Raw genomic sequence first — 17,996 nt, 5'->3', positions numbered from 1 at the left:
GGCCATGCAACCGACGGATTGCCGCGCCCTGCTTACCGGCGCCAGTGGCGGTATCGGCCAGACCCTGGCCGAGCGCCTGGCCGATGAAGGCGCTCACCTGCTGCTGGCGGGCCGTCGCCTGGAGCCACTGCAAGCGCTCCTCAAGCGTTATCCGCAACAGATTCAGCTGGTGCAGGCCGATATCGCCACCCGCAGCGGGCGCGATGCACTGGTGGCCGCCGCGCAGAACTTCGGCGGGCTGAACTGCCTGATCAATGCGGCCGGGGTCAACCGTTTCGGCCTGCTCGACCAGCAGGACGAACAGCAGATCGCCGAGCTGATCGGCCTCAACGTCACCGCCACGCTGCAACTCACCCAACGCCTGCTGCCGCTGCTGCGCGCACAACGGAGGGCGTTGGTGATCAACCTCGGCTCCACCTTCGGCGCCATCGGCTATCCCGGCTTCGCCGCCTACTGCGCCAGCAAGTTCGCCCTGCGCGGCTTCTCCGAAGCGCTGCGCCGCGAATTGGCCGACACCAACGTGCGCGTCCTCTACTTCGCTCCGCGCGCTACCCGCACGGCGATGAACGCCCCCAGCGTGGTGGCGATGAACGACGAACTGGGCGTGGCCATGGACGACCCGCAAGTGGTCGCCGCCGAGCTGCTGCAGGCCATCCACCACGAGCAGGAAGAGCGTTACCTGGGCTGGCCGGAACGCCTGTTCGTACGCCTCAACGGTCTGCTGCCACGCGTGGTCGACCAGGCCCTGCGCAAGCAGTTGCCGATCATCCAACGCTTCGCCCGTCACAAACACTGAGGACATTCACCATGAAAGCACTTCGCCTGCTGATCATCGCCACGCTCGGCCTCAGCGTCCTGCCCGCCTTCGCCCTGAGTGAAAACGGTGAAGCGCAGTTGCAGCAGTTGCAGACGCGCTGGGCCGAGATCAACTACCGGACGCCGGAGAAACAGCGGGAGGCGGCCTTCGCCAAGCTGGTCACCGAGGCCGATGCCGCGCTGGCCAGCGAGCCCAAGGCGCCCGAGCTGCTGATCTGGCGCGGCATCATCCTCGGCACCCAGGCCGGCGCCAAGGGCGGTCTTGGCGCCCTGAGCCTGGTCAAGCAGGCCAAGGCCAGCCTGGAGCAGGCCCTGGCCATCGACCCGCAGGCCCTGGCCGGCTCGGCCTATACCAGCCTGGGCAGCCTGTACTATCAGGTGCCCGGCTGGCCCATCGGTTTCGGCGACGACGAACAGGCCGAGAAGATGCTCAAGCAAGCCCTGACGATCAATCCCGACGGCATCGACCCCAACTACTTCTATGGCGACTTCCTGCAACGACAGAAACGCTACGAGGAGGCCCGCGCCGCGCTGGAGAAAGCTCTGGCCGCCAAGGACCGTCCTGGCCGTGAATTAGCCGACAAGGGGCGCCGTGCAGAAGCCACGGCGCTTTTGCAGCAGGTCGAGGGTAAACTCCGATAATTCGGACGCATCCCTACAGGAGTGGCCATGCGCATTCTTCTCGTCGAAGACGACCAGGCATTGGGCGAAGGCATTCGCACCGCGCTGAAACCAGAAGGCTACACCGTGGACTGGCTGCAGGACGGCGCCAGCGCGCTGCATGCGCTGAGCCACGAGAGCTTCGAGCTGGCCATTCTCGACCTCGGTCTGCCGCGCATGGACGGCCTGCAGGTGCTCAAGCACCTGCGCGCCGCGGCCAACCCGGTGCCCGTGCTGGTGCTCACCGCACGCGATGCCACCAGCGACCGCATCGCCGGCCTCGATGCCGGTGCCGATGACTACCTGATCAAACCCTTCGATGTCGCCGAACTCAAGGCGCGCCTGCGCGCCCTGCTGCGGCGCAGCTTCCAGCGTCCGCAACCGGCGCTGGAGTACCGCGGTATCCGCCTCGACCCGGCGAGCCAGATGGTCGAGTACCAGGGCCAGGCCATCAACCTGCCGCGCAAGGAATTCCTTCTGCTGCACGAGTTGCTGATCCAGCCTGGTCGCGTGCTGACCCGCGACAAGCTGCAACAGGCGCTCTATGGCTGGGACGAGGAAGTGGAAAGCAACGCCCTGGAAGTGCACGTGCACCACCTGCGCAAGAAATTCTTCCCGGAGCTGATCCGCACCGTGCGCGGCGTCGGTTATCTGGTGGACAAATGAGGCTGCTGAAAACCTTCGGCTCCATCCGCACCCGTCTGCTGGTCCTGCTCCTGCTGCTGGTGGCGGGTAGCTTCGGGCTGATCAGCCACAAGATCTACAACGACTCGGTGCATGAGGTGCGCGAGCTGTTCGATGCCCAACTGGCTCAGACCGCGCGGCTGCTCATGGGCCTGGTACGCCATGACCTGAGCGAGAGCGAGCGCCGCGAAATGCAGACCGTGCTCGACGAGGCGCTGTTGCTGCACAGCGCGCGCAACCCGGACAACCTGCTCGGCCACGAATACGAAGGCAAGCTGGCCTTCCAGATGCTCGACGACGATGGCGAGCTGCTGTTCCAGTCCGCCAGTGCCCCGCCCGGCCTGCTCAACGACATGATCGAGCAGCTCGGCCTGGTCCTGCCAGACAACGACCAGCCGATGCAGCAGCGCCTGGCGCAGCTGGCCCGCTACCTGATCGGCTATCACACACTGAACATCGGCGAGCATCGCTGGCGAGTCTTCGTGCTGCATGACAGCCGCGACTACCACTGGGTGCTGGCGGGTGAACGCGAGGACGTGCGTGGCGAACTGATCGACAAGATCGCCCGGCGCTCGCTGCAGCCGCTGTTGATCGGCCTGCCCATCGTCGGCCTGCTGCTGTGGCTGACCGTCGGCTGGGGGCTGTATCCGCTCAAGCGCATGGCCGACGCCATTCGCGGCCGCGCGCCGGACAACCTGGCGCCGCTGGTGTTTCCGCCCTTACCCAATGAACTGGAGCCGATGGCCGCCGCGCTCAACCGCCTGCTGATGCAGGTCAACCAGTTGCTGGAGCAGGAAAAACGCTTTATCGCCGATGCCGCCCACGAGCTGCGCACGCCGCTGGCGGTGTTGCGTATCCACGCGCAGAACGCGCTGGAAGCGCCGGATTCCGTTGATCGCGAGGAGGCCCTGCGACAGTTGGGCGGCGGTGTCGACCGGGCCACACGGGTGGTCGCGCAATTACTGACCCTGGCGCGCCTGGACCCCAACGGCATTCGCCTGAACATGAGCGATCTCGACCTGCTGGCCTTCCTGCGCAGCGAACTGGCCGAGCTGACACCGCTGGCGCTCAATCGCCGGCAGGAGCTGATACTCGAAGCCCAGGAACCCGCCGACTATCGCCTGCCAGCCGATGCGCCGAGCCTGGGTATCCTGCTGCAGAACCTGGTGAGCAACGCCGTGCAATACACCCCGGAGGGCGGCTGCATACAGGTGCAGTTGCAGGCCACGCCGCAGGAACTGCTGCTGCAGGTGCTCGACAACGGCCCAGGCGTGCCGGTGGAGCTGCGCGAGCGCCTGTTCGAGCGCTTCTATCGCATCGGCGACGGCCAGGGCGCCGGGCTTGGCCTGTCCATCGTGCGCCGCGTGGTGGAGCTGCATCAGGGCAGCATCGCCCTCGATGAATCACCGCTCGGCGGATTGCGTGTCAGCGTCAGACTGCCTCGGCATGCGGTTGGCGGTGAGGCCAGAACATAGACATATGCAATTGCCAGCATAGAGACAATCCGTTTTATCAATCGAAGCGCTACTCCGATCATGCACGCCTGTTCAACAGCCATTAACGGAGTCATCTCGCATGAGCCTGATCAAGCGCCTCTTCCAGCCCGCCCAACCCGCCCAACAGGTGACTACACCAAGCGTGCAGGAACACCCGAACTTCTGGATGTACCAGTGATTCAACCCGCCGCGCCGACCACCCGCAGCGGCACCTGACGCCCGGCCTTCTGCGCCAGGTAGCGGGTGCAGCTGACGCGCAGGAACGAGGCGAAGTTGACCACTTCGCCACGAAAGTCCATGACCTCCTCGTACAGCTTGGCGATCAGCTGGTTGGTGGTCATGCCATCGACTTCGGCGATCTCGCGCAGGATGTCCCAGAACTGGTTCTCCAGGCGCAGGGTGGTGACCACGCCGCGGATGCGCAGCGAGCGTGAGCGCGACTCGTAGAGGATGGGGTCGGCCTTTACATAGAGTTCGCACATCGGTCGTGCTCCTGAAAGGTAGGGCGGGTGCAACCCGCCACATATGGACTGGCGGGTTGCACCCGCCCTACGTCTTGCTCGCGTCGTAACCCGGATGCAATCAGGGGATGCCGACAGGGGTGCGGCCCCGGATTGCATCCGGGCTACGTTGGTTACAGACGGATTTCCGTGCCGAGCACCTTGAGAAACGCCGCCAGCCAGGCCGAGTGCGCTGGCCAGGCCGGCGCAGTGACCAGCTTGCCCTGCACATGCGCCTGATCCACTGCAATGTCCACGTACTTGCCACCGGCCAATGTCACTTCCGGCGCACAGGCAGGATAGGCGCTGCATTCGCGCCCTTCCAGCACACCTGCGGCCGCCAGCAACTGGGCCCCGTGGCAAACGGCGGCGATGGGTTTGTCAGCGGCGGCGAACGCCTTCACCAGTGTCACGACCTCGTCATTGAGGCGCAGATATTCCGGCGCGCGGCCACCGGGAATGACCAGGGCGTCGTAATCCTCTGCGCGCACCTTGGCGAAATCGAAGTTCAGCGCAAAATTGTGCCCCGGCTTCTCGCTGTAGGTCTGGTCGCCCTCGAAATCATGGATGGCGGTGCGTACCGTCTGTCCGGTGACCTTGTCCGGGCAGACCGCATGCACGGTGTGACCGACCATCTGCAGTGCCTGGAACGGCACCATGGTTTCGTAATCCTCGGCGTAGTCGCCGACCAGCATGAGAATCTTCTTGGCAGCCATGATCGTCTCCTGAAGGTAGGTGGAACGAACGCCATTATTCGCCCCTGTTCATTCCGACAGGTAACAGCCGGGTACTACTCCCGAGCGCTCAGATGCCGACCTTGTCCAGCGCCTCGCCGATCGCGCGCCAGAAACCGCGTTGCGGGCGCTCCGGTTCCTGCTTACTGGCCGCGATGCGCGCCATCGGCTGCACCTGGCGGGTCGCGCCCAGCTCGGCCTGCGCCAGTTCCGCAGTTACCAGTTGCAAGGGCCCATCACCGCCACCTTCCAGCGCCCCGCCCATAGGCGGCGGGCCATCCTCGTCGTAACGCAGGTAATAGGTGGCGCCGACCGCGGCGTCGAGGGTGAAGCTGGCGATCAGGGTGAAATCGAATGGCCCGTCGGCCAGCAGCGTCCAGAAACTGCCGGCCAGCGGGCGGCGCATCTCCAGTTTGTAGCTGGCGGCGTCGAACTCCAGCACCAGGTAGCCGTTGCTCGGCAGGCTGCCGATCAGCTGGTTGTCGAGAAACAGCCCGGGCGCCTCCAGCTCCTGATCGGCCCAGTCGCTGCGCAGGCGGTACAGATAGACCAGGGCATGATTTTCGTCACTGAGGACATGCGGCGCGAAGGCGTCGCCCTTGACGGTGCCGAAGAAGGCGCCCGGGGTGGAACAGGCGGCAAGCAGGACGATGGGCAGCAACTGCAGCAGACGGCGCATCGAACATTCCCTTTTATGGTTATGCGCCCAGCTTAGCCGCGCTGCGCGCCGGCATCACCCGACGAAAGTGGGGCTCGCAGCCCGCAACGCAAAAAGGCCGACATCGCTGTCGGCCCCTTTTCAACCAGCTATCGCTCAGAGCGCATATTTCTGCAGGTTCGCCATCATTTCCCTGAGCGCTTCGACGTTGTCCGCCGGGTGCGCAGCGCCGTCGAAATCGCAGATACGCGACCACTGCGCGGCGACGTCCTCGGGGCTGAAACCGGCCCTGGGGTCGAAACCGGCGCCCAGGCTGCGCTCCCAGCGCACCTTGCCGACCCAGCCGCCGCCGACTTCGAACAGGCCGCCGGTGTCCTGGCAAGCCGCGCTAGCGAGGTACACCACCAGCGGGCTGACCAGCTCGGGCTTGAGCTGCTCGAACACCTGCGGCGGGATCAGGCCTTCGGTCATACGCGTGGCGCCGGTCGGGGCGATGGCATTGACCAGGATGTTGTTCTTGCGCCCTTCGATGGCCAGGGTGCGGGTCAGGCCATAGAGGCCGAGCTTGGCCATGCCGTAGTTGCTCTGGCCGAAATTGCCGTAGATACCGGAGGTCGACGAAGTGAAGATCACGCGGCCGAAGTTCTGTTCGCGCAAGTGAGGCCAAGCGGCGTGAGTGGTCTTGTAGGCGCCTTCGACGTGAACCTTGTAGACCAGGTCCCAGTCGGCGTCTTCCATCTTGTGAAAGCTCTTGTCGCGCAGGATGCCGGCATTGTTGACCAGCACGTCGATACGGCCGAAATGATCCAGCGCGGTCTGCACGATCCTGTGGCCATCGGTGACCGAGTCGTGGTTGGCCACTGCGGTACCGCCAAAGGCGCGAATCTCTTCCACCACCTTGTCGGCCGCCGAGGCGTTGGCCCCTTCACCGTGGGTGCTGCCACCGAGATCGTTGACCACCACCTTGGCGCCGTGACGGGCGAACAGCAGCGCATGGGCGCGGCCCAGGCCACCGCCAGCACCGGTGACTATGACCACTTGATCTTCGAAACGGATGGCTTCGCTCATCGAAAGCTTCCTCGGGCAGGTTGTGAAGGCTCCCGAGTGTCAGGCAGCCCCGCGTGCTTCACAAGGCGCGCGGGGCCCCTGAATGACGGCCGATAATGCGACCTTATGTGCCTCAGCTACCGGAGCCGGAACCAGCGCCGCCGGTACCGCCAGTACCGCTGCCGCCGGTGCCAGTGCCACCAGTGCCAGTGCCGTCAGTGCCATTGCCACCGGAACCCCCGCGATCACCACCGGGGTTACCGTCGGTGTTAGGACCCTGCACCGGCGGGATGCCGTTGCCTTCATCGCCCGGATTCATCGGAGCCTCGCCCGGTGCGGACGGCATGGTCGGCCCCGGAGAGCTGGTGCCATTGGACTCGGTTTCGGCCATGGCAGGCAGCGCCATCGCGCCCAGAATCCCGCTCAACAGCAGTGCAGATAACTTCTTGTTCATGTTGTTCATGAGTGACCTCGACTTTTCTGTGAGTGACACAGTTAGTGAGTCACTGCCTGCGCAGGAGGTTCGACAAAAATTTATCCCAGTACCGCTCGCGTATCAGGCCGGTCGAATCAGACTCAGGTGGTTGTAAAGGTGCAACACGTGCGCCTCGGCGTATTCAGCATGATCCAGGACGCCGTAGGCGAAGTGCGGCTGTAGCCCCCCCCGATACTCGGCGAAACGTTCGAAGGCTGCCTGCAGCCGCTGCAGGGCCAGCGCCTGACTGCTCGGTTCGGTCAATGCGGCGGCGCCGGGAATGGCTTCGTCCAGAGGGTGTCGCATGGCGCCACGCGAGCTGAACACGGCGAACGCGGCAGGCCCCAGCGTATGGCGAAACCAGGCGGGCTTCAGCTCGGGATAGCCATCGATGGAGTAATCGATGCTCTGCGCGCAGTGATTGAACACCTCACTCGGGCTCCAGCCGCTGACGCTTCGCAGCGCCCTACCCTGCAGATCCGCCAGTACCTGGCGAGCGCCATCCAGGCTGACCGCGGCCGGCCGCGGGCCGGCGGGCAATGCCCAGTAACCGGCGCCGAGCACGGCGGCGCCGCTCACTGCCGCGCCTTTGAGCAGGGTACGTCTACGCATGCGAACTCCTTGCGTGGCGAAACTGCAGGTAATGCTCGAGCACCGCAGCCGGGGCTTCGAGCTGTGGATAGTGGCCGATACCCTCGAGCAGCACGGTGTCGGCGTCAGCGATCAGCTCCCGGTAGCGCGCCACCATATGCGTCCCCGAGATCGGGTCAAAGGCGCCATCGATCACCCGCATCGGCACGGCGGTGGCCTGCATCGCCGTGACCCAGCGCTGCCGTTGCTGGCGCCGCTCGGGCATGTAGCGGATCAGGCGATGCATGACGGCTGGGCCGTTGTTGTAGGCCACCAGTTGCCACAGCGCATCCAGCTCGGCGTCGCTGGCCTGCGTCTGCGGGCCGAAGATACGGGCGAAACTCTGCGCCAGCTTGCGTCGCGAGAACAATCGGCCGATCAGAGGGCCAAGCGGGCCGAGCAGCAGTTTCTGCACGCGTACCGGATGATGGGTTTCGGGGAACAGACCGCCATTGAGGAACACGCAGCTGGCCAGTTGCAGTTGCCCGTCCTGATGCCGCGCGATCAGCTCCTGGGCCACGCTGTCGCCGTAGTCGTGGGCCAGCAGGTGTAGTGGCCGCCGTTCGCCGATATGCGCCAGCAGCGCCTGCTGCAGATCGGCCTGTTCCAGCAGGCTGTAGGCATGGCCACGTGGCTTGGCCGAATAACCGAAACCGAGCATGTCGCAGGCGATCAACCGATAACGCGCAGCCAGCGGTGCCCACAGGCGGTGCCAGTCCCAGCTGGCACTGGGAAAGCCATGAATCAGCAGCAGCGGCTCGGCCCCGGCGTCACCGGCAACCCAGTAGCGGATGGCGTGGCCACGAAAGTCCAGGGTCTGGCCTTGCTCGCGCCATTGCTCCAGGGCGATACCCGGCAACTCGCTCACTGGTCGTAACCCGGCATCTGCTGGTCCAGCTTGCGCAGCAGCGCCGGCCAGGGCAGCGAGCCGCCCATGCCCTGCGGCGTCTTCATCACCCCGGCGACCATGGCCCGAGCGCCGTCGAGAATCTGCTGCGGAATATGGATCAGTTCGCCGCCGCCACTCTGCGCCATGACCTGAATCTCGCAGGCACGCTGCAGGATGAACATGCCGAGAAAAGCGTCGGCGATACTGCCGAACGCCGTGAGCAGGCCGTGGTTGGGCAGGATCATGAAGTTCTTGTCGCCCAGGTCCGCCTGCAGCCGCGCCTTCTCGTCATGGTTCAGCGCCACCCCTTCGTAGCCGTGGTAGGCCAGGCTGGCAAGGACGAACAGCGACTGTTGCGACAGCGGCAGCAGCCCCTGCTTCTGCGCCGACACGGCGATGCCGGCCGGGGTGTGGATGTGCAGCACGCAACCGACGTCGGGGCGCACCTCGTGCACCGCGCTGTGGATGGTGTAGCCGGCCGGGTTGATGTCGAACGGGCTGTCCATCAGCTTGCTGCCGGCCAGATCGACCTTGACCAGGCTGGACGCCGTGATTTCGTGGAACATCAGGCCATAGGGGTTGATGAGGAAATCTTCGGTCCCCGGCACCTTGGCGGAAATATGGGTGAAGATCAGGTCGTCCCAACCGTAGAGTGCGATCAGGCGATAGCAGGCGGCGAGATCGACGCGCGTGCGCCATTCGGCTTCGGACACTTGATTTTTCACGGCAGGAAGTTGCAGCGGAGCATTCACGGCGACACCTCAATGTTCTTGTTGATCGGTGGTGTCCGCAGTCTAGCCATGCGCCTGCGTGGTGGTAGTTGCCCTGGCAGCCATCTTGATGGCTTTGCGGGTCACGCCGCGGCTGCGCCAGGGTGCGACAAGGGCCTATACGCCGCCCTTATCCACCATTCGACACAGACGCCAGGCAGTCGCGACCGCGCAGGTCAGCCCTTCAGCGCCGCGGCGAAGGCCTCAAGCCAGGGCTCGGCGTCGGTTTCGGGGGTGACGGTTTCGCTGGAGTCCAGGCGCAGCATCTCCATCACCTCGCGCAGGCCCAGTTCAGCATAGAGCTCGCGGATCAGCTTGCCGCCACCGCAGAAGCTGTCGTAACTGGAGTCGCCCAGCGCCAGCACTGCGGCCGGCTTGCCGCTCCAGGCCGGCAGGCGGTCACGGAGTTCGCTGTACAGCGGCAGCAGATTGTCCGGCAGCTCGCCCATGCCGGTGGTCGCGGTCACGGCGAGCAAGGCGTCCGGCGCGAAAGCCAGCAACTCATCGAGACTGACGTGCGCCTTGTACCAGGCCTCCAGCCCGGCGACCTTGAGCTGACGCTCGGCGTGACGTGCGACTTCTTCGGCCGTACCGTAGACCGACCCCGAGACAATGGCGACTTTCATGACAACTCCGGATACAGGAAAAACGCCGCACATTATGCCGCAAGTGGACAGCCCGACCCGATGTTTTAGAATGCAGCCCACAACTCTCGCGGAATCGCATCCATGATCAATGCCAAGCTGCTGCAACTGGTAGTCGACGCCTCCAACGACGGAATCGTGGTGGCCGAGCAGGAGGGCGAAGACAACATCCTGATCTACGCCAACGCGGCATTCGAGCGCCTGACCGGCTACCCCTGTGACGACATCCTCTATCAGGACTGCCGCTTCCTGCAGGCAGGTGACCGTGCGCAGATCGGTCTGCAGGCCATTCGCGATGCGGTCAAGGCCAACAAGCCCTGCCGGCAGATCATCCGCAACTACCGCAAGGATGGCAGCGCCTTCTGGAACGAGCTGTCGATCACGCCGGTGCTCAACGAGAGCGATCAGTTGACCTACTACATCGGCATTCAGAAGGACGTGACCGAACAGGTCGAAGCCAAGCAGCGCGTCCGTGAACTGGAGATCGAAGTCGCCGAGCTGAAGGCGGAACTGGCGCGTCTGAAGCAGACGAACGGATAAAACTATCTTCGGGCTGCGCAGTCAGAAGGGTTTGACCCCATGCAGTATCAAGCCCATGCAAAGCGACCCGCTGCTGACTCAGGACGAGCTGGACTTCATCCAGAAGATCATTTCCAAACCCCCGCAGACGCGGCGCCCGAGCGCCGCGCCGCAACTGACCCTGGGCGAAAGGCTCAGTGAGCTGTTGAGCCGACTGGGCGAGGAAGAACAGCTGAGCCTGGACACTCACAGCGACAACCAGCACCTGAGCTTCCCCCTGCAGCTGATTCAGGACGAGCAGAGCCAGTCACGCCTGGAGCTGGGCGCACCATTGATCTTCGAGCAGGGGGTCAACGAACGGCCGTGGCGGCTTGTCCTGCCTGCCGCGCTGACGCTGCTGGACAGCGGCGAACGCCCGAGCGGCCTGCTGGCACTGGAGCTGTCCAACAACGGGATGCTGGTGGAATATGCCGAGACCGGCATGCCGGCCAAGGACCAGCTGCTGCAACTGCTCCTGCCGCGGGAGCGCCGCGTGCAGCTGCGCGCGCAACTGGTCAGGCGCGTCAGCAAGACGCGTTATGCCTACAGCCTGCGAACGCTGCATGCCGAAGACGAGCAAACCCTGCGCCAGTATCTGTTCGAACAGCACAGCGAGCAGCAGCTGCAGACCGCAAGCGTCGGCTGAGCCTGCGTACAGGCTGCCTCAGGTATCGAGGTGGCCGGCCAGGAACTGCTTCAGGCGCCGCTGCATCAGACGCCCCTCGTTACCCAGACAGGCGATGGCTGAACCCGCCAGGCTCTCCTCCGCCAGATCGGCACTATCACCGGCCAACGCCACCGGGCATTCCAGGCCAAGCGCCAGACGCACCAGTTGCTGCGGGAACTCCGCGCCCGGCGGCTGATTGCTGAAGACGATCAGCGCCTGCGGACGCATGCGCTCGCAGATCAGGGCCAGATCGCCGATTGGCACACCCGGCCCCATCACCGTGATATCGATGTCCTGGTTATGCAGCAGCAGTGCGCCAGCCAGCAATTCGAGCTCCCGGCAGTGGCTCGGCAGCGCCACCACCAGCACGCGGTCGCACGTCTCGCCGCGCCTCACCTGCAAGCGCTGGCGGCAGCGCCCACGCAAAAAGCCGTCGAGCATCAGCCACTGGCCACGCTGGCCCACTTCGTCCTGACGCAACAGCAGCTCCTGCCAGACCGGCATGAAGATGTCCTGAAACACCACGGGCAACGGGTAGCAGGAAAATATCTGCCCGTAGAGACGCTCCAGGCGCGGCTCGTCGAAGTTCTGCAGCGCGTTGCGCACCTGATCCTGCCACTGACTCCAGTCATCGGTGCTGACCTCGTCATAGGCCGGCGCGGCGACACTACGGCTGCTGGTGCTCTTGGCCAGAATCGAGCCGACCTTGCTCACCGCCACGCCACGCTCGATCCAGGCCAGGATACTGCGTACCGCATCGATGTCGGCCTGCGAATAGAGACGGTGACCACTGTCGGTTCGTGTTGGCTGGATCAGGCCGTAACGCCGCTCCCAGGCACGCAGGGTCACCGGGTTGACACCGGTAAGACGGGAAACCTCGCGGATGGGGAACAGCTCTTCCTGCTTCAGGGCGCTGGACGCGAGCGATGTGACGGAGGCGAGTTCGGGCATGGCGGCGGGCATCACGGCAACGAATTTAGGAGGCATTGTAACCCAGCATTGGCAAGCTTACATTGTGCAAAAACTATACAAGGCAAGCTGATGCACAACTATTCCTGGCCACTGACCCTCTATTTCGATGGCGACTGCCCACTCTGCGCCCGCGAAATACGCCTGCTGCGCCGTCACGCAACGCCGCAGCGCCTGCTGTTCGTCGATATCTCCGCCGAGGACTTCGACCCGGCACCGCTGGGGCTGTCCCTGGTCGAGATGCAGGCTCGTCTGCACGCACGCTGGGCCAACGGCGAATGGCTACTGGGCCTCGATGCCAGCCTCTGGAGCTGGCAGGCCGCAGGTCTCGGGCGCTGGGTCGCGCCACTGCGCTGGCGGCCGCTGCGTCCGTTGCTGGAATGGGGCTATCGGCTGTTCTGCCGCCTGCGCCCTCATTTGGCACATCTTCCGCACCCCGACGGTGCGGCGCGCTGCCGCAACGGCGCCAGTTGCTCGAGCCAGCGCCCGCCATCAGGCGGGGCTGGCTAAATTTCGCAAAACGGGAATAATCCTTGCTGCCTTCTTCATCGAACACGGCACCCCGTGTTCGATCGCGCCATTGGCCACACCCCGGCTGACGGCAACTTTCGAGGAGATACACAATGTCCCCCGTTACCCTGATGGTGGCGCGCCGCGTCGCCGATGGCCGTTATCACGACTTCATCGCCTGGCTGCGTGAAGGCGAACACCTGGCTACCGACTTCCCTGGCTATCTCGGCTCAGGCGTCCTGGCCCCGCCTGCCGGCGACGACGAGTTCCAGATCGTGTTCCGTTTCAGCGACGAGCAGACCATGGCCTCCTGGGAGCATTCCGCTTCACGCCAGGCCTGGCTGCAGCGCGGCGCAGGACTCTTCGCCCAACCCCAGGAAAAGCGCGCAGTGGGACTCGACGCCTGGTTCGGCAGCGCCCACCGTCAGCCACCGCGCTGGAAGCAGAGCGTGGCGATCTGGCTGGCGTTCTTTCCCGTTTCCCTGGCCTTCAACCTGCTGCTGGGTCCCTGGCTGGCCGACCTGTCGCTGATCACCCGCGTGCTGCTGTCCACGCTCGCCCTGACGCCGCTGATGACCTACCTGTTCATTCCCTTGTCGACCCGCCTGCTCGAACCCTGGCTGCAGGGTCATTACCCGCAGCGTCTGGGCAGACGAGCCGCTGGCATCGGCAAATCCTGAAAGCCGCCTCCTCCCGTCCCAAGCATCGGCCAGCCTCACGCTGGCCGTTTTCGTTGCACGAGCCTCAACCTGTACAAAAATAGCCATACGTACAGGAAAAGTACAAAAAATACCGCCATCCCAAATAGCCGAAAAACCCTTACAAGTCAGTAAAATAGGCAAATTTGAGCGACCTGATAGCAAAACCATATGATGCACAGGGTTGTACAACCTGCCACTCTGGTATAGCTTTATCCTCGGTCTGGTGAGTACCGCCTGCCACTGGTCAGGTATCCCGAGGCGGTATGAGCCAGGCCTTCATTTCCTTCGCACGAGTCGCACATGAGCGCTGCCAGCTTTCCCATCCTGATCACCGGTGCCGGCCAGAGAGTCGGCCTGTACTGCGCCGAGCGCCTGCTCGACGAAGGCCAGTCGGTGATCGTCAGCTATCGCCAGGAGCGCGACAGCATCGTGCGACTGCGTGAACGCGGCGCCATCGCCTTGCAGGCAGACTTCAGCGACGAGGCCGGCATCCTGGCCTTCATCGACCGGCTCAAGGCGCACTGCAGCGGCCTGCGCGCGATCGTGCACAACGCCTCGCAGTGGCTGGCCGAAACCCCGGGCGAAGAGGCCGAAGCCTTCCGCCAGCTATTCAACGTGCACATGCTCGCGCCCTACCTGATCAACCTGCATTGCAGCGACCTGCTGCTGCAGTCGGAGCAGGCGGACATCGTCCACGTCAGCGACGACGTGGTGCGCAAGGGCAGCGCCAATCGTCCGGCCTACTGCGCCAGCAAGGCCGGGCTGGAAAGCCTGACGCTTTCCTTCGCCGCCCGCCTGGCACCGCGTATCAAGGTCAATGGCATCGCGCCGGCACTGCTGATGTTCAACGCGGACGACGACGCCGCTTACAGGAGCAGGACCCTGGCCAAGTCGGCGCTGGGCATCGAACCCGGGCCGCAGGCCTTCTACCAGAGTTTGCGCTACCTGCTGGACAACCCCTACGTAACCGGAACCACCCTTACCCTCAACGGCGGCCGCCACCTCAAGTGAGGCGGCTGCCCAGGACACTGCCATGAGCCATCCTCTTTCCCAGCAATACCGCGAGATTCTTGTCGGCCTCGGTGAAAACCCCGAGCGCGAGGGCCTGCTCGACACGCCCAAGCGTGCGGCCAAGGCCATGCAGTACCTCTGCCATGGTTACCAGCAATCGCTGGAAGAGATCGTCAACGGCGCGCTGTTCGAGTCCGACAACGACGAGATGGTGATCGTCAAGGACATCGAGCTGTACTCGCTGTGCGAGCACCACCTGCTGCCCTTCATCGGCAAGGCGCACGTGGCCTACATCCCCACCGGCAAGGTGCTCGGGCTGTCCAAGGTGGCGCGCATCGTCGACATGTACGCGCGTCGTCTGCAGATCCAGGAAAACCTCACCAAGCAGATCGCCGATGCGATTCAGCGAGTCACCAACGCCGCTGGCGTCGCCGTGGTGATCGAGGCCAAGCACATGTGCATGATGATGCGCGGTGTGGAGAAGCAGAACTCGGTGATGAGCAGCTCGGTGATGCTTGGCGCGTTCCGCGAGTCCTGCAACACTCGCCATGAATTCCTGCAACTGATCGGACGGACCAACTAATGCCGCGACTGGAACCCGGGATGGCGCGCATCCGCGTCAAGGACCTGCGCCTGCGCACCTACATCGGCATCAAGGAAGAGGAGATCAACAACAAGCAGGACGTGCTGATCAACCTGACCATCCTCTACCCGGCCGTCGACGCCGTGCAGGTCAACGACATCGAGCACGCCCTCAACTACCGCACCATCACCAAGGCGATCATCGCCCACGTCGAAGGCAACCGCTTCGCCCTGCTCGAACGTCTGACCCAGGAGATTCTCGACCTGGTCATGACGCACCAGGCCGTGCGTTACGCCGAAGTCGAAGTGGACAAGCCGCATGCCCTGCGTTTCGCCGAGTCGGTATCCATCACCCTCGCCGGTCATCGCTGACGACTAGCGCCTGACAGCTTGTCGCTCTCCGGCGAGGCTCTTATCATCGCCGCCACCATCCCCGGAGAGCCCACCATGACCGAGCAAGAACGTCTCGAACTGGAAGCTGCAGCCTTTCGCGCCCTGGTGCAGCACCTGCGCACTCGCCCCGACGTGCAGAACATCGACCTGATGAACCTGGCCGGCTTCTGCCGCAACTGCCTGTCGAAATGGTACAAGGCCGCCGCCGATGATCTCGGCGTCGACGTCAGCGCCGACCAGGCACGCGAAACCGTGTACGGCATGCCCTATGCCGACTGGAAGGCCAAGTACCAGAAGGAAGCCTCGGCCGAGCAGAAAGCCGCATTCGCCAAAGGAAAGCCCGAATGACCGCTCTGAACGAACTGCGTAGTCGCCTGCAGCAGGACGACTACGCCTTCAGTGAAACCCTGGCCTTCGTCGCCGAGCATTACCACTATCAGCCCAGCGCCTTTCGTAACGGCGACGTGGAAAACGCCGCCGGGCAGAACGAGGGTTCCTGCAAGACCCTGGCTCTGGCACTGCTGGAAGGCTTGAGCAGGGACGAGGCGCTGCGTGCCTTCGGCGAACACTACCGCAGCGTACTGGCCACCCCGCAGGGCAGCGACCACGGCAATATCCGCGCGCTGATGGCCCATGGCCTGGAAGGCGTGAAGTTCGAGCGGCAGGCGCTTACGCCCAAGGCCTGAAGCTGTAGCGCAAAAACCTGCGCAACTGTCGGCAAAAGCTGACAGACATCACATTGCAATCACCTTATCCTGCGCGCCATAACAACTGATGGAACACGAGGGACCGTGTTCTGCGCGCAGATGCCGCCCTTCCCTCCTGTTTCGCGCTCGACACGGAGTCGTTCGATGCAGCAGACCCTGGTATGGAAACCGCGGTACACCCCCGGCGTGGAAACCCTGCGCCTGAGCCAGGATGCCAGTGGCATTCACGCCACCAGCCACCTCATGCAGGTCATCAAGGGCAACAGCATCGTTGCCAACTACCTGATCGATTGCGATGCGCGCTGGCGCTTTCGCCGCCTCTGGCTCAAGGTCGACAACCATGGTCAGCGCAGCCTTTGCCTGCAGCGTGACCTGCGTGGCAACTGGGTGCTCAATGGCGAGCTGCGCCCCGAACTGCAGCAATGCCAGCACGTCATGCTCTCGGCCTCGCCCTTCACCCACACCCCTGTGCTGCAGCGCAGCGCCCTGGAAACCGGGCAGAGCGACGAGATGCAGGTCGCCTACGTCGACCTGCTCGAGCTCAAGGTGGAACCACGCCGGCAGCGCTACCAGTGCCTGCGCCAGCGCCCCGGGGAAAGCCTCTACCGCAGCCAGGTCGAAGATCATGCCAGCGAAGAACTGAGCATGGATGACCAGGCGCTGCTGCTGAAGGCCAACGAACGGTTCCTGCGCCTGAGCCAGCGCGAGCTGACGGTCAGCACGCTGGTATAGAGGGTTTCCACCGGTCCGTCTTGGTAGGGTGCGCCGTGCGCACCAGGCCAGCCCTGCGATATTCCCGGTGCGCACGGCGCATCCTGCGCAGGCAAGGCCGCTTCACTCAGATCGGCAGTTGGCCGAACGCCCAGCGCAACAGGAAGAACACCAGCAAGCCGCCACCGATGGTCGCCAGCAGGTGCCGCGTGAACGCGGCGATGGCGATGGCGGCGACGCCCGCCAGCAGGTAGGCGTTGTCCCAGGCCAGCGCCCAGTGCTGCCCGTCCGGCAGCAGCATGCCCGGCACCACGATGGCCGTCAGCACCGCGGTGGGCACGTAATGCAGGCCTTGCCTGACCAGAGGCGGGAAACGCAGATCGGGAAAGGCGAACAGGCTATAGCGCGTGGCGAAGGTGATCGCCAGCATGCCCAGAATCAGCAACCAGGTATCCATCAGACCCACTCCTCCTGCAGGGCGGGCTTGCGCCGCTCCAGCCACACCCCGACGACAATGCCGCTGGCGGCCGCAGCCATCAGGCCGAGCTTGTATGGCAAGGCATGGCACGCCAGCGCCACGGCACCGGCGACCAGTGCGGCGGCCACCTGCGGCTGGTTGCGCAGCATGGGCACGACGATGCCGATGAAGGTCGCCAGCATGGCGAAGTCCAGCCCCCACTCGCCGATGTTCGGCACCGCCTGACCGAACAGCACACCGACCAGGGTGCACAGTTGCCAGTTGCAGTACATGGCCAGGGCCGCACCGAGAAAGTACCAATGGCGCAAGGCGCTATGGTCGTCACGCGCATAGCGCTGCACCACCACCGCATAGGCCTCGTCGGTCAGCCCGAAGGCCAGCGGCACGCGCCAGCGCTTGGGCAGGTGGCGCACATGGGGCTGCATGCTGGCGCTGTACAGGGCGTGACGCAGATTGACCACGAAGGTGGTCAGCAGCACCACGGCGATGCCGGCGCCGCCGGCCAGCAGGCTGATGGCGATGAACTGCGCCGAACCGGCGAACACCAGCGCGGACATGCCCAGCGTCTGCCAGGGATCGAGCCCGGCGGCGCCTGCCAGACTGCCGAAGATGATGCCGAAGGGAATGGCGCCGAGCAGCATCGGCAGCATATCGCGGGCGCCCTGGGTGAATTCGTGATGACGGGACATGGAACCTCCTTGGGCCG

The 17,996-nt window shown here is 64.4% G+C and carries 26 protein-coding genes; 14 read left to right on the top strand and 12 right to left on the bottom strand.

Going from position 1 to position 17,996, the window contains the following annotated elements:
• The first annotated feature begins 4 nt into the window (after positions 1 to 4).
• Genes BLS61_RS21040 through BLS61_RS21025 form a run of 4 tightly spaced genes read left to right on the top strand, consistent with a single transcriptional unit; the run spans position 5 to position 3,635 of the window.
• On the top strand, positions 5 to 796 hold the full coding sequence (locus tag BLS61_RS21040; RefSeq protein WP_090434242.1) for an SDR family oxidoreductase: 792 nt from the start codon (positions 5 to 7) through the stop codon (positions 794 to 796).
• Between the two features lie 11 nt (positions 797 to 807).
• Positions 808 to 1,458, top strand: coding sequence for a tetratricopeptide repeat protein (locus BLS61_RS21035; RefSeq protein WP_090434239.1), 651 nt, complete (start codon positions 808 to 810; stop codon positions 1,456 to 1,458).
• Between the two features lie 27 nt (positions 1,459 to 1,485).
• Positions 1,486 to 2,142 carry a response regulator gene (locus BLS61_RS21030; RefSeq protein WP_024309093.1) on the top strand — a complete coding sequence of 219 codons (657 nt, stop codon included), beginning with the start codon at positions 1,486 to 1,488 and terminating at the stop codon, positions 2,140 to 2,142.
• The gene (locus BLS61_RS21025) at positions 2,139 to 3,635 is read left to right on the top strand and encodes an ATP-binding protein (RefSeq protein WP_090434236.1); all 1,497 of its coding nucleotides are present in this window, start codon (positions 2,139 to 2,141) and stop codon (positions 3,633 to 3,635) included. The genes BLS61_RS21030 and BLS61_RS21025 overlap by 4 nt, the downstream gene beginning before the upstream one ends.
• Positions 3,636 to 3,835: 200 nt before the next feature.
• Here the strand turns inward: BLS61_RS21025 and BLS61_RS21020 are convergent, their stop codons facing one another.
• The 9 genes from BLS61_RS21020 to BLS61_RS20980 form a co-directional block, all read right to left on the bottom strand.
• Positions 3,836 to 4,138 (bottom strand): ribbon-helix-helix domain-containing protein, encoded by a 303-nt coding sequence (locus BLS61_RS21020; protein ID WP_013716665.1) that lies wholly within the window; start codon positions 4,136 to 4,138, stop codon positions 3,836 to 3,838.
• A gap of 152 nt (positions 4,139 to 4,290) precedes the next feature.
• Positions 4,291 to 4,872, bottom strand: coding sequence for a DJ-1/PfpI family protein (locus tag BLS61_RS21015; RefSeq protein WP_090434234.1), 582 nt, complete (start codon positions 4,870 to 4,872; stop codon positions 4,291 to 4,293).
• Between the two features lie 88 nt (positions 4,873 to 4,960).
• Positions 4,961 to 5,569, bottom strand: coding sequence for a DUF2846 domain-containing protein (locus tag BLS61_RS21010; protein ID WP_090434232.1), 609 nt, complete (start codon positions 5,567 to 5,569; stop codon positions 4,961 to 4,963).
• A 135-nt stretch (positions 5,570 to 5,704) separates the two neighbouring features.
• The gene (locus BLS61_RS21005) at positions 5,705 to 6,616 is read right to left on the bottom strand and encodes an SDR family oxidoreductase (protein WP_090434229.1); all 912 of its coding nucleotides are present in this window, start codon (positions 6,614 to 6,616) and stop codon (positions 5,705 to 5,707) included.
• 112 nt (positions 6,617 to 6,728) lie between these two features.
• Positions 6,729 to 7,058 carry a hypothetical protein gene (locus BLS61_RS21000; protein ID WP_090434226.1) on the bottom strand — a complete coding sequence of 110 codons (330 nt, stop codon included), beginning with the start codon at positions 7,056 to 7,058 and terminating at the stop codon, positions 6,729 to 6,731.
• Between the two features lie 93 nt (positions 7,059 to 7,151).
• The gene (locus BLS61_RS20995; RefSeq protein ID WP_090434223.1) at positions 7,152 to 7,682 is read right to left on the bottom strand and encodes a DUF1569 domain-containing protein; all 531 of its coding nucleotides are present in this window, start codon (positions 7,680 to 7,682) and stop codon (positions 7,152 to 7,154) included.
• Positions 7,675 to 8,568 (bottom strand): alpha/beta fold hydrolase, encoded by an 894-nt coding sequence (locus BLS61_RS20990; protein ID WP_090434220.1) that lies wholly within the window; start codon positions 8,566 to 8,568, stop codon positions 7,675 to 7,677. Before BLS61_RS20990 ends, BLS61_RS20995 begins: the two co-directional genes overlap by 8 nt.
• Positions 8,565 to 9,341 carry a class II aldolase/adducin family protein gene (locus BLS61_RS20985; protein ID WP_090434216.1) on the bottom strand — a complete coding sequence of 259 codons (777 nt, stop codon included), beginning with the start codon at positions 9,339 to 9,341 and terminating at the stop codon, positions 8,565 to 8,567. Before BLS61_RS20985 ends, BLS61_RS20990 begins: the two co-directional genes overlap by 4 nt.
• A gap of 194 nt (positions 9,342 to 9,535) precedes the next feature.
• Positions 9,536 to 9,985: a flavodoxin gene (locus BLS61_RS20980; protein WP_090434213.1), complete on the bottom strand. Its 450-nt coding sequence runs from the start codon at positions 9,983 to 9,985 to the stop codon at positions 9,536 to 9,538.
• Positions 9,986 to 10,087: 102 nt separating this feature from the next.
• On the opposite strand from BLS61_RS20980, the gene BLS61_RS20975 reads away from it, so the two are divergent.
• A complete protein-coding gene (locus BLS61_RS20975; RefSeq protein ID WP_090434210.1) occupies positions 10,088 to 10,543 on the top strand; it encodes a PAS domain-containing protein in 456 nt (151 codons plus the stop codon).
• A 55-nt stretch (positions 10,544 to 10,598) separates the two neighbouring features.
• On the top strand, positions 10,599 to 11,207 hold the full coding sequence (locus BLS61_RS20970) for a PilZ domain-containing protein (protein WP_090434207.1): 609 nt from the start codon (positions 10,599 to 10,601) through the stop codon (positions 11,205 to 11,207).
• Positions 11,208 to 11,225: 18 nt separating this feature from the next.
• Here the strand turns inward: BLS61_RS20970 and BLS61_RS20965 are convergent, their stop codons facing one another.
• Positions 11,226 to 12,179, bottom strand: coding sequence for a MerR family transcriptional regulator (locus tag BLS61_RS20965; protein ID WP_244157987.1), 954 nt, complete (start codon positions 12,177 to 12,179; stop codon positions 11,226 to 11,228).
• Positions 12,180 to 12,269: 90 nt separating this feature from the next.
• Between BLS61_RS20965 and BLS61_RS20960 the strand changes: the two genes are divergently transcribed.
• The 8 genes from BLS61_RS20960 (at position 12,270) to BLS61_RS20925 (ending at position 16,833) form a co-directional block, all read left to right on the top strand.
• Positions 12,270 to 12,707, top strand: a complete 438-nt coding sequence (locus BLS61_RS20960; RefSeq protein ID WP_090434201.1) for a thiol-disulfide oxidoreductase DCC family protein — start codon at positions 12,270 to 12,272, stop codon at positions 12,705 to 12,707.
• Positions 12,708 to 12,820: 113 nt separating this feature from the next.
• Positions 12,821 to 13,387, top strand: a complete 567-nt coding sequence (locus BLS61_RS20955) for an antibiotic biosynthesis monooxygenase (protein WP_090434198.1) — start codon at positions 12,821 to 12,823, stop codon at positions 13,385 to 13,387.
• Between the two features lie 321 nt (positions 13,388 to 13,708).
• Positions 13,709 to 14,419: a dihydromonapterin reductase gene (folM, locus tag BLS61_RS20950; RefSeq protein ID WP_090434195.1), complete on the top strand. Its 711-nt coding sequence runs from the start codon at positions 13,709 to 13,711 to the stop codon at positions 14,417 to 14,419.
• Between the two features lie 22 nt (positions 14,420 to 14,441).
• Complete coding sequence (gene folE / locus BLS61_RS20945; protein WP_090434192.1) at positions 14,442 to 15,002, top strand: GTP cyclohydrolase I FolE; 561 nt, start codon at positions 14,442 to 14,444, stop codon at positions 15,000 to 15,002.
• On the top strand, positions 15,002 to 15,373 hold the full coding sequence (gene folX, locus BLS61_RS20940) for a dihydroneopterin triphosphate 2'-epimerase (RefSeq protein ID WP_037003250.1): 372 nt from the start codon (positions 15,002 to 15,004) through the stop codon (positions 15,371 to 15,373). The genes folE and folX overlap by 1 nt, the downstream gene beginning before the upstream one ends.
• Before the next feature lie 75 nt (positions 15,374 to 15,448).
• Positions 15,449 to 15,742: a DUF1244 domain-containing protein gene (locus BLS61_RS20935; RefSeq protein ID WP_090434188.1), complete on the top strand. Its 294-nt coding sequence runs from the start codon at positions 15,449 to 15,451 to the stop codon at positions 15,740 to 15,742.
• Complete coding sequence (locus BLS61_RS20930; RefSeq protein WP_090434184.1) at positions 15,739 to 16,080, top strand: HopJ type III effector protein; 342 nt, start codon at positions 15,739 to 15,741, stop codon at positions 16,078 to 16,080. Before BLS61_RS20935 ends, BLS61_RS20930 begins: the two co-directional genes overlap by 4 nt.
• A gap of 165 nt (positions 16,081 to 16,245) precedes the next feature.
• Complete coding sequence (locus BLS61_RS20925; protein ID WP_090434181.1) at positions 16,246 to 16,833, top strand: putative glycolipid-binding domain-containing protein; 588 nt, start codon at positions 16,246 to 16,248, stop codon at positions 16,831 to 16,833.
• 106 nt (positions 16,834 to 16,939) lie between these two features.
• Here BLS61_RS20925 and BLS61_RS20920 read toward each other — a convergent pair whose 3' ends face one another.
• The gene (locus BLS61_RS20920; protein WP_090434178.1) at positions 16,940 to 17,269 is read right to left on the bottom strand and encodes an AzlD domain-containing protein; all 330 of its coding nucleotides are present in this window, start codon (positions 17,267 to 17,269) and stop codon (positions 16,940 to 16,942) included.
• Positions 17,269 to 17,979, bottom strand: coding sequence for an AzlC family ABC transporter permease (locus BLS61_RS20915; RefSeq protein ID WP_090434174.1), 711 nt, complete (start codon positions 17,977 to 17,979; stop codon positions 17,269 to 17,271). Before BLS61_RS20915 ends, BLS61_RS20920 begins: the two co-directional genes overlap by 1 nt.
• Positions 17,980 to 17,996 lie beyond the last annotated feature (17 nt).

The sequence above is a fragment of the Ectopseudomonas guguanensis genome, assembly GCF_900104265.1.
Lineage (GTDB): Bacteria > Pseudomonadota > Gammaproteobacteria > Pseudomonadales > Pseudomonadaceae > Aquipseudomonas > Aquipseudomonas guguanensis.
Note: the sequence above shows the minus strand (reverse complement) of the source record. Positions and strands in the feature narration are given on the sequence as shown.